Raw genomic sequence first — 9,288 nt, 5'->3', positions numbered from 1 at the left:
GGCACGCGGTTACTGAGCCTGCCGTACAGCGTCCCGAAATCCCCCGGAAAGCCCTTCGAAAGCTGCCGGAAAGGCTCGGGCGGGCCCGGTGCGGGGCCGCGGGAGGCGCTTGACAGGGCCCGGCGCGAGCGCAGCCGCAACGTCCTCGACCGCTTCGCGATCGACTTCTCACTCTGCATGTACTGCGGTATCTGCATCGAGGTGTGTCCTTTCGACGCGCTGTTCTGGTCGCCGGAGTTCGAGTACGCCGAGACCGACATCCGTGACCTCACCCACGAGCGGGACAAGCTCCGCGAGTGGATGTGGACCGTGCCCGAGCCCCCGGCCCTGGACCCGGCCTCCGAGGAGCCCAAGGAGATCGCCGCGGCCCGCAAGGCGGCGGACAAGATCGCCGCCGCGGAACAGGCGGAACAGGCGGAACAGGCGGAACGGGCCGAACAGGCAGGACAGGCAGGACCAGCCGGACAGGCCGGGCGCACCGGGCCGGGAGAGGGGAGCGGCGAATGAGCCTCACGATGTCGTCCCTACCCCTCGGACACCTCCCGGGGCAGCTCCCGGGGCACCTCTCCGCGGACCTCGCGGCGAGCCACCCCGGCTTCCTTTCCCCGACCGGTGTCGAGGTCGCGTTCGTCCTCGTCGGCGTCGTCACCCTCGGCGCCGCGCTGGTGACGGTCACCACCAGGCAGCTGGTGCACGCCGCCCTGTGGCTCGTCGTCGCCCTCGGCGGCCTCGCCGTCGAGTACCTCCTGCTGACCGCCGAGTTCATCGCCTGGGTGCAGGTGCTGATCTACGTCGGATCCGTGGTCGTCCTCCTTCTCTTCGGGCTCATGCTGACCCGGGCGCCCATCGGCCGGTCGCCGGACGCCGACTCCGGCAACCGCCCCGCCGCCCTCGTCGTCGCCGTCGCCGCCGCCGCGTCCCTGGTCTGGGTGGTCGTCGACGCCTTCCGCACCACCTGGATCGACCTGGAGGCGCCCGGGCAGGGCTCCACCCGCCTGACCGGCGAGATCCTCTTCCAGCACTGGGTGCTGCCGTTCGAGGCGCTCTCCGTGCTGCTGCTGGCCGCCCTCGTGGGTGCGATCGTCCTGTCCCGCAAGCGCGGCGAAGACGAGAGGAACAACGGCTGATGCATCTCGCCTATCCCGCGGTGCTCGCGGCCCTCCTCTTCTGCACCGGTGTGTACGGAGTGCTGGCCCGCCGCAACGCGATCCTCGTCCTGATGTCCGTCGAGCTGATGCTCAACGCCGTCAACCTCAACCTGGTCGCCTTCGACGTCTGGCTGCGCGACTCCCTGCACGCGGGCCAGGCGCTGACCCTCTTCACCATCGCCATCGCAGCCGCCGAGATCGGCATCGGCCTGGCGATCGTGCTGATGGTCCACCGCAACCGCGGCAGCTCGGACGTCGACCGGCTCCGCGACACCGCCGAGGACGGCCCCGGGGCGGCGCCGGCGCCGGACACCGGAGAAACACCGGCCACGGCCGCAGCACAGAAGGCAGAGGCCGCCGCGTGACCACCACGACCCTCGCCGTCCTCGTTCCCCTCCTTCCGTTCCTGGGCGCCGCGGCCGGGCTGCTGCTCGGCCGCACGGCACCCGGGTTCGTCAGGCCGCTGGCGGTGCTGCCCACCGTCACCGCCGCCGTCCTCGCCGTGCTCGTGGCCGTCCGCCAGGGCGGCGGCAAGCCGGTCGGCGCGGCGACCGAACTCACGCCCACCGGCTCGGTCCCCATCGAGCTCGCCCTGAACATCGACGGATTCGCGGCCCTCGTCGCCGTACTGGTCGGCCTGGTGGCGACCTGCGTCCAGCTCTACTCGACCGGCTACCTGCGCGAAGACCCGCGCTACGCCTCCTACGCGGCGCTGGTCTCCCTGTTCACCTCCGCGATGCTGCTCGTCGTCTACTCCGGCGACCTCATGGTGCTGCTGGTCGGCTGGGAGATCATGGGCATCTGCTCGTACTTCCTGGTCGGGCACTACTGGGAGACCCCCCAGGCCCGCGAGGCCTCCCTCAAGGCCTTCCTGGTCACCAAGCTCGGCGACGTCCCCTTCCTCTTCGGCCTGTTCGCGCTGGCCGCGGACGCCGGGTCCTTCCGGATCACCCGCATCATCGGCGCCGTCACGTCCGGCGGACTCGACCACCCGACGCTGATCGCGCTGCTGCTCCTCGCGGGCGTGGCGGGCAAGTCCGCCCAGTTCCCGCTGCACACCTGGCTGCCCGACGCGATGGCGGGCCCCACCCCCGTCTCCGCCCTGATCCACGCCGCCACCATGGTCGCGGCCGGTGTCTACTTCATCGCCCGGCTCCTCCCCGTCTTCACCTCCTCGGCCGCGGCGCTCGTCGTGCTCGCGGTGATGGCGGCCGTCACGATGACCGGCTCGGCGCTCGCCGCGCTCGCCCAGGACGACATCAAGCGCGTCCTCGCCTACTCGACCATCGGCCAGCTCGGCTACATGACCGGCGCCCTGGCCGTCGGCGACCGCGGCGCGGCCGTCTTCCACCTCCTCTCGCACGGTGCCTTCAAGGCCCTGCTGTTCCTCGCCGCCGGCGTGATCATCCACGCCGCCGGGACCAACTCGCTGGCCGCCATGTCCCGGATGGACGGTCTGTCCAAGCGGATCCCGGACGCGTTCTGGACGATGACCATCGCCCTGTTCGCCCTGGCCGCGATCCCTCCGTTCGCGGGCTTCTTCTCCAAGGAAGCCGTCCTCGTCGCCGCCGAGCACGGCGCGTTCGGCGACACCGAGGGCGTCCCGGCCGCGGCGGGCTGGACGGTCCTGGTCTCCGGACTGGTCACCGCCCTGCTCACCGCCGCCTACGCCACCCGGCTGTGGCTGCTGACCTTCCGGGGCCGGGGCGCCGAGGCCCCCGACCACGGCAGGCAGCCCGCCGTGATGAACGCCGTGCTGTGGGTCCTGACCGTGCCCTCACTCGCCTTCGGCCTGACCACCGGGTACATCGCCGACTGGTTCGACGGCCACGCGCTGACCCCGGCCCTGACCACCGCGGTGCTCTCCACGGGCGTCGCCCTCGTCGGCGGACTCGTCACCTACGCGGCCTGGCGCCACACCACGGCCCACGCCGCGGGCGTCCCGCTCGGCGCCGTCGCCGCCCGCCCGGACGCCGGACCCGCCGTCTCCGAGGCCGCGGCCGTCGCCACCCACGAACCCGCCTACGGCCACATCGCGGCGGCACCCGACTCCGCGGACCCCGGCCGGCTGCTGCTCGGCCCACTGCACCGCCACGCGGCCACCGGCTTCCACCTCGACGCCGTCTACTCCGCGCTCTTCGTACGCCCCGTCCGCGCTGCCGCCACGCTCGTCCGCTTCCTCGACCGCGAGGTCGTCGAGACCTACGTCCGCGGCGCGGGCACCGGAGCACGCTGGCTCGGCACGGCAGTACGCCGCGCCCAGACCGGCAACGTGCAGACCTACATCAGCGCCCTGCTGGCCGGCTCCGTCGTCCTGGCGATCGCCGCCGTACTCGTCGCCGCCGGAGTGTGAGCCGTGATCGATATCAGCGAATCCGTGATGCAGTTCCTTCTCGCGTTGATCGTCGCCGGACCTCTCGCCGGCGCCGCCGCGGCCCTCCTGCCGGCCCCGCCGGGACTGAGGGGGACATCACCCGAGCAGGCCGTGCTCCGCCACGGGGTGACCGTCAGCGGTGTGATCCTCGCCGCCGCCGTCGTCCTCGCCCTCGGCTTCGACCACGACCAGCCCTCGAAGATGCAGGCCACGACCGACATCAGCTGGATCCCGGCGCTCGACGTGCGGATCCACCTCGGTGTTGACGGCATCTCGCTCCCCCTCCTCGTACTGACCGCGCTGCTGACCTTCCTGTGCGCGCTGTACTCGTACTTCAAAATGCCCGCCGGCCCGTCACCGAAGGCATTCGTCGCCCTGCTGCTCGTCCTGGAGTCCGGCACCCTCGCGACCTTCGCCGTCCTCGACCTGCTCCTGTTCTTCCTGGCGTTCGAGACGGTGCTCATCCCGATGTACTTCCTCATCGCCCGCTGGGGCGGCGAGGGCCGCCGGGCCGCCGCCTGGAAGTTCGTCCTCTACACCCTGCTCGGCTCCGTGGTCATGCTGCTCGGCCTGCTCCTCGTCGGCCTGAAGGCGGGCACCTTCGACATGGTGGCACTCGCCACTGACAACGGCCGGTCGCTGACCGCGTCCGTGCAGGTCGTCGCCGTTCTCGCGATCGGACTCGGCCTCGCGGTGAAGACGCCGATGTTCCCGCTGCACAGCTGGCTCCCCGACGCCCACACCGCCGCCCCGACCGTCGGCTCGGTCCTCCTCGCCGGCGTCCTGCTCAAGATGGGCACGTACGGATTCGTACGGATCCTGCTGCCGATCACCCCCGACGGCATGCACACCTTCGCCCCGTACCTCGCCGCCTTCGCCGTCACCGGCATCATCTACGGATCCCTCGCCTGCCTCGCCCTAGCCCAGCAGGGCTCGAAGGGCGACCTCAAACGGCTGATCGCGTACTCCTCCGTCGGCCACATGGGCTTCGTCCTCCTCGGCATCGCCACCCTGACCCCCACCGGCGTCAACGGCGCGCTGTTCGCCAACATCGCCCACGGCCTGATCACCGGCCTGCTCTTCTTCCTCGTCGGCGCGCTCAAGGACCGCTACGGCAGCACCGACATCGACACCCTGGCCAAGGGGACCGGTGCCGCGCTCTACGGCCGCGCCCCGCGCCTCGGCGCACTGCTCGCGTTCGGCGCCGTCGCCTCCCTCGGCCTGCCCGGCCTCGCCGGGTTCTGGGGCGAGATGCTCGCCATGTTCGGCGCCTTCGAGCCCGCCGAGGGCCTCAGCCGCCCCGCCTTCCTCACCTTCATGGCCGTCGCCGGCTTCGGCACCCTGCTCACCGCCGCCTACCTCCTCGTCGTCGTACGCCGCGTCTGCATGGGCGAGCGGCCCGCGGCGGAGGGCGAGGCCGCCGTGGCCGACGTCCAGACGTACGAGTTCGCCGCGTGGAGCCCGCTCGTCGCCCTCACCGTCATCGCCGGACTCTGGCCCGCGGTCCTCCTCGGCCTCACGGACCCGGCAGTGCAGCAGCTCCTCGCAGGAGGCAAGTGATGAGCTCCCTGGTCCAGTCGGTCGACTGGCTCGCGATCGCCCCGCCGACCATCACCGCGGTCATGGCGCTCGTCGTCCTCGTCGCCGACCTGTTCCTGAGCGAGGCCCGCAAGCCGCTCCTCGGCCTGCTCTCGGTGGCCACCCTCGCCGCCGCCACGCTCTCCCTGCTGCCCCTCACCGACGGCGACCGCAACACCTTCTGCCTCACCGGCGAACCCACCGCCTGCAGCTACACCGCCGACCACTTCGCCCTGGCCATCCAGTTCCTGGTGCTCGCCGGGGCCCTGGTGACGGCCCTGCTCTCCCTCCACACGGTCCGGGACGCGAAGCTGCCGGCCGGCGAGTACTGGTTCCTGCTGCTGGCCTCCGCCGCCGGAGCCGCCCTGCTGCCCGCCTCCCGCGACCTCGCCACCCTCGTCGTCGCCCTCGAAGCGGCCTCGCTGCCCGCCTTCGCCCTCGTCGGTCTCAGGCGCGGCGACCGCCTCTCCTCCGAGGCCGCGCTGAAGTTCTTCCTCTCCTCCGTCACCGCCACCGCGGTCACCCTGCTCGGCACGAGCTTCGTGTACGCGGCCACCGGCAGCCTGCACCTCACCCAGATCGCCGCCCGCATCGACGACGCCCCGGCGCAGCTCGCCACCCTCGCCGACGCGGGAGTGGTCCTCACCCTCGTCGGCTTCGCCTTCAAGACGGCCGCCGTGCCCTTCCACTTCTGGGTGCCCGACACCTATGTCGGCGCCCCGCTGCCCGTCGCCGCCTATCTGTCGGTCATCGGGAAGGCCGTCGGCTTCTCGGGGCTGATCCTCGTCACCGTCGTCGCCTTCCCCTCCTACGCGGAGGTGTGGGGCCCGGCGATGGCCGTCCTGGCGGCCCTGACGATGACGGCGGGCAACGTCGCCGCGCTGCGCCAGCGCCCCGACCGCGCCCACAGCGCCGTACGGCTGCTCGCCTGGTCCTCCGTCGCGCAGGCCGGCTATCTGCTGGTGCCGATCGCCGCCGCCGCGTACGCCACCGGCGACCGGATCGGCTCCACCGTCGCCTACGCCCTGATGTACGCCGTCGTGAACCTGGGTGCCTTCGCCGTGGCCGCCCTCGTCGCCCGCGGCCGCCCCGCGAACCGGATCGCCGACTACCGCGGCCTGTACGCCACCCGGCCGTTCGCGGCGCTCTCCCTCGGCTTCTTCCTGCTGTGCCTGGCCGGCCTGCCGCCCGGCATCATCGGCCTCTTCGCCAAGGTCACGGTCTTCTCCGCGGCGGTCGACGCGGGCCTGGGCTGGCTCGCCGTCGTCATGGCCGTCAACGTCGTGATCGCCCTGTACTACTACCTGCAGTGGACGGCGCTCCTCTTCCGCGCGCCCGAGGGCGAGGCTGCGGCCGGCGAGCCCGTACGGGCGCCGGTCCCTGCCGCGCTGACGGCCGCCATCGCCGTCACGGCGGCCCTCGGCCTCGTCCTGTCGGGAGCCCCGCAACTGGTGCTGCGCTTCGCCTCGGGAACCCTCTTCCAGTAGCTCCCGCCGCGTCTCCGGCGGGCCCGCGGATCCCCCGTTCGGCCCTGCCCGGCCCCGGTATGCCCGGGAACCTGGAGCTTCCGCCTGGCGTTGACCAGTACGGGAGGGTCCACTGAGGAGTGGAATCAGCGTCAGGAAGCCAAGGGTTCCCCTGCAGCACCATTCGGAGGGAGTACCGTGCACCGCCGGCACAACGGGCTGAGGACCGCAGTACTCCTTGGCGGACTGTCCGCACTCATCATCGTCATCGGCGGCTTCTTCGGCCGCACGGGCCTGGTCCTGGCCGTCGTCGTCGCACTGGGCACCAACGCGTACGCCTACTGGAACAGCGACAAGCTGGCCCTGCGGGCCATGCGTGCCCGGCCCGTCAGCGAGTTCGAGGCGCCCCGGCTGTACCGCATCGTGCGCGAGCTCTCCACCGCCGCCCGCCGGCCCATGCCCCGGCTCTACATCTCTCCCACCGAGGCACCCAACGCCTTCGCCACCGGCCGCAACGCCCGGAACGCGGCCGTGTGCTGCACCGACGGCATCCTGCGCATCCTCGACGAACGCGAGCTGCGAGGAGTCATCGGCCACGAACTGAGTCATGTCCACAACCGGGACATCCTCGTCTCGTCCGTCGCCGGGGCGCTCGCCTCCGTCGTGATGTTCCTCGTCAACTTCGCCTGGCTGATCCCGATAGGCCGCTCCGACGACGACGAGGGACCCGGTCTGCTCGGCCTCCTGCTGATCATGATCCTGGGCCCGCTCGCCGCGTCGCTCATCCAGCTCGCCGTCAGCCGCTCCAGGGAGTACGAGGCGGACGCCTCCGGAGCCAACCTCACCGGCGACCCGCTGGCCCTCGCCTCCGCACTGCGCAAGCTCGACGCCGGCACGAAGCAGCTGCCGCTGCCGCCCGAGCCGCGCCTGGAGACCGCCGGCCACATGATGATCGCCAACCCGTTCCGCCCCGGACAGGGCATGTCCAGGCTCTTCTCCACCCACCCGCCGATGGCGGAGCGCATCGCCCGGCTCGAACAGATGGCAGGCCGACGCCCATGAAAACGATTCTGAACATCATCTGGCTGGTCCTCAGCGGCTTCTGGCTGTTCCTCGGCTACTGCCTGGCCGGAGTCCTGCTGTGCATCACCGTCATCGGCATCCCGTTCGGCATCGCCGCGTTCCGCATCGCCCTCTACGCGCTGTGGCCCTTCGGCTATACGACGGTCGAACGCCGCGACGCGGGAGCGCCCTCCTGCGTCGGCAACGTCCTCTGGCTCGTCCTGGCGGGCTGGTGGCTGGCGCTGGGTCACATCGTCACCGGGATCGCCCTGTGCGTCACCGTCATCGGCATCCCGCTGGGCATCGCCAACTTCAAGCTGATCCCGGTGTCCCTGCTGCCCCTCGGCCGTGAGATCGTCCGCACGGACGAGGCGTTCGGGGCGCGCTGACGCGGGCGCCCGCCGCGGCGCGCACCGTCCCGGATCCCCCGCGGGCCCGCTTCCCGGCCCGTCCGGCCCGCATCCCGGCCCGATCGGTCCCCGTTACGGGCCCGATCGGCCCCGGTCCCATTGTCAGTGGTGCCCGGCATCATGAACCCATGACCGAGACAGAGCAGTTGCCGGCCCCCGTGGAGACCCACGTGCGTATCAACCCGCCCCGGGGCCGTGGCGGCCGTTCCCGCCGCCGGCGCGGCCCGCTGCCCCTCGCCGACCGGCAATGCGCGAGGGCGGCACGCGGCGGCCACGGCGCGGGCACCGCCGCCCTGCTCGCCGAGCCCCGGCCCGGGATACCGGACAAGATCTCCTACGCGGGCGCGGACGCTCCCGGCGGTGCGCGGTGGCTCGCGGAATGGCTGGACGGCACGGCCTGGTTCTGCGACGAGGACGGCGAGCAGGACCTCGATCGTCCCGCCCCCGGCGCTGGCCTCACGCCCTGGCCCGAGTACCGCGCCCGCACATGAGGGCCGGGCTGCGCTGCTCTTGAGGGCTCAACCGGCCGGGACCCGCCGCCGCACACCGTAGACCACCGCGCCCGCCGCCAGCACCGCCGCCCCCGAGACCACCGAGGCCCACGGCAGCGCGAACGCCAGCAGCAGGCAGCCCGCCAGCCCCGTCGCGGGAAGCGCCCGCCGCAGCACACCGGAACCGAGCGTCCACGCCGAGGCATTGGCGATCGCGTAGTAGACCAGCACCCCGAAGGACGAGAAGCCGATGGCGCTGCGCACGTCCACCGCGGCCGCGACCACCGCCACCACGGCGCCCACCGCGAGCTCCGCCCGGTGCGGCACCCGGAAGCGGGGGTGCACGGCGGCCAGGGCGCCCGGGAAGTGACGGTCCCGGGCCATGGCCAGCGTGGTGCGCGAGACGCCGAGGATCAGCGCCAGCAGGGAACCCAGCGCGGCCACGGCCGCACCCACCCCCACCACCGGCACAAGCCCGGGCACGCCCGCCTCGCGCACCGCCTCGGACAGGGGCGCCGCGGCCGACGCGAGCCCGTTCGCGCCCAGCACCGACAGCACCGAGACCGCCACCACCGCGTACACGACCAGCGCGATACCGAGAGCCAGCGGGATCGCGCGAGGAATCGTCCGCGCCGGGTCGCGGACCTCCTCGCCCAGCGTCGCGATCCGCGCGTACCCGGCGAAGGCGAAGAACAGCAGCCCCGCCGCCTCCAGCACCCCGCCCGCCGGGGCCCCGGACGGGGCCGCCCGCCCGGCCTC

At 72.5% G+C, this 9,288-nt stretch carries 10 protein-coding genes; 9 read left to right on the top strand and 1 reads right to left on the bottom strand.

Annotation, left to right across the window (positions count from 1 at the left end):
* The 9 genes from GUY61_RS29795 to GUY61_RS29755 all read left to right on the top strand — a co-directional run.
* A partial coding sequence (locus GUY61_RS29795) for a 4Fe-4S binding protein (RefSeq protein ID WP_243766852.1) occupies positions 1 to 507 on the top strand: 507 nt, incomplete at its 5' end.
* Positions 508 to 515: 8 nt separating this feature from the next.
* Positions 516 to 1,127 carry an NADH-quinone oxidoreductase subunit J gene (locus GUY61_RS29790; protein WP_166633352.1) on the top strand — a complete coding sequence of 204 codons (612 nt, stop codon included), beginning with the start codon at positions 516 to 518 and terminating at the stop codon, positions 1,125 to 1,127.
* Positions 1,127 to 1,513 (top strand): NADH-quinone oxidoreductase subunit NuoK, encoded by a 387-nt coding sequence (gene nuoK / locus GUY61_RS29785; protein WP_166633351.1) that lies wholly within the window; start codon positions 1,127 to 1,129, stop codon positions 1,511 to 1,513. The genes GUY61_RS29790 and nuoK overlap by 1 nt, the downstream gene beginning before the upstream one ends.
* Complete coding sequence (locus GUY61_RS29780; protein WP_166633350.1) at positions 1,510 to 3,501, top strand: NADH-quinone oxidoreductase subunit L; 1,992 nt, start codon at positions 1,510 to 1,512, stop codon at positions 3,499 to 3,501. The genes nuoK and GUY61_RS29780 overlap by 4 nt, the downstream gene beginning before the upstream one ends.
* Positions 3,502 to 3,504: 3 nt before the next feature.
* Positions 3,505 to 5,082, top strand: coding sequence for a NuoM family protein (locus GUY61_RS29775; RefSeq protein ID WP_166633349.1), 1,578 nt, complete (start codon positions 3,505 to 3,507; stop codon positions 5,080 to 5,082).
* Positions 5,082 to 6,587 (top strand): NADH-quinone oxidoreductase subunit N, encoded by a 1,506-nt coding sequence (locus tag GUY61_RS29770; protein ID WP_166633348.1) that lies wholly within the window; start codon positions 5,082 to 5,084, stop codon positions 6,585 to 6,587. Before GUY61_RS29775 ends, GUY61_RS29770 begins: the two co-directional genes overlap by 1 nt.
* 177 nt (positions 6,588 to 6,764) lie before the next feature.
* Positions 6,765 to 7,628: a zinc metalloprotease HtpX gene (gene htpX / locus GUY61_RS29765; RefSeq protein WP_166633347.1), complete on the top strand. Its 864-nt coding sequence runs from the start codon at positions 6,765 to 6,767 to the stop codon at positions 7,626 to 7,628.
* Positions 7,625 to 8,017, top strand: coding sequence for a YccF domain-containing protein (locus GUY61_RS29760; protein WP_166633346.1), 393 nt, complete (start codon positions 7,625 to 7,627; stop codon positions 8,015 to 8,017). Before htpX ends, GUY61_RS29760 begins: the two co-directional genes overlap by 4 nt.
* Positions 8,018 to 8,166: 149 nt before the next feature.
* The gene (locus tag GUY61_RS29755) at positions 8,167 to 8,529 is read left to right on the top strand and encodes a hypothetical protein (RefSeq protein WP_166633345.1); all 363 of its coding nucleotides are present in this window, start codon (positions 8,167 to 8,169) and stop codon (positions 8,527 to 8,529) included.
* Positions 8,530 to 8,556: 27 nt separating this feature from the next.
* Here GUY61_RS29755 and GUY61_RS29750 read toward each other — a convergent pair.
* A partial coding sequence (locus GUY61_RS29750; RefSeq protein WP_166633344.1) for an APC family permease occupies positions 8,557 to 9,288 on the bottom strand: 732 nt, incomplete at its 5' end.

This window comes from Streptomyces sp. GC420 (genome assembly GCF_009916105.1).
In the GTDB taxonomy this organism is placed as follows: domain Bacteria; phylum Actinomycetota; class Actinomycetes; order Streptomycetales; family Streptomycetaceae; genus Streptomyces.
This window is presented reverse-complemented; position numbering and strand designations above follow the sequence as displayed.

What these genes read in the sequence shown, in the direction of transcription:
- nuoK (WP_166633351.1), top strand. Translation starts at nt 1,127, where the DNA reads ATGCATCTCGCCTATCCCGCGGTGCTCGCGGCCCTCCTCTTCTGCACC.
- GUY61_RS29755 (WP_166633345.1), top strand. Translation starts at nt 8,167, where the DNA reads ATGACCGAGACAGAGCAGTTGCCGGCCCCCGTGGAGACCCACGTGCGT.
- GUY61_RS29790 (WP_166633352.1), top strand. Translation starts at nt 516, where the DNA reads ATGTCGTCCCTACCCCTCGGACACCTCCCGGGGCAGCTCCCGGGGCAC.
- GUY61_RS29760 (WP_166633346.1), top strand. Translation starts at nt 7,625, where the DNA reads ATGAAAACGATTCTGAACATCATCTGGCTGGTCCTCAGCGGCTTCTGG.
- GUY61_RS29770 (WP_166633348.1), top strand. Translation starts at nt 5,082, where the DNA reads ATGAGCTCCCTGGTCCAGTCGGTCGACTGGCTCGCGATCGCCCCGCCG.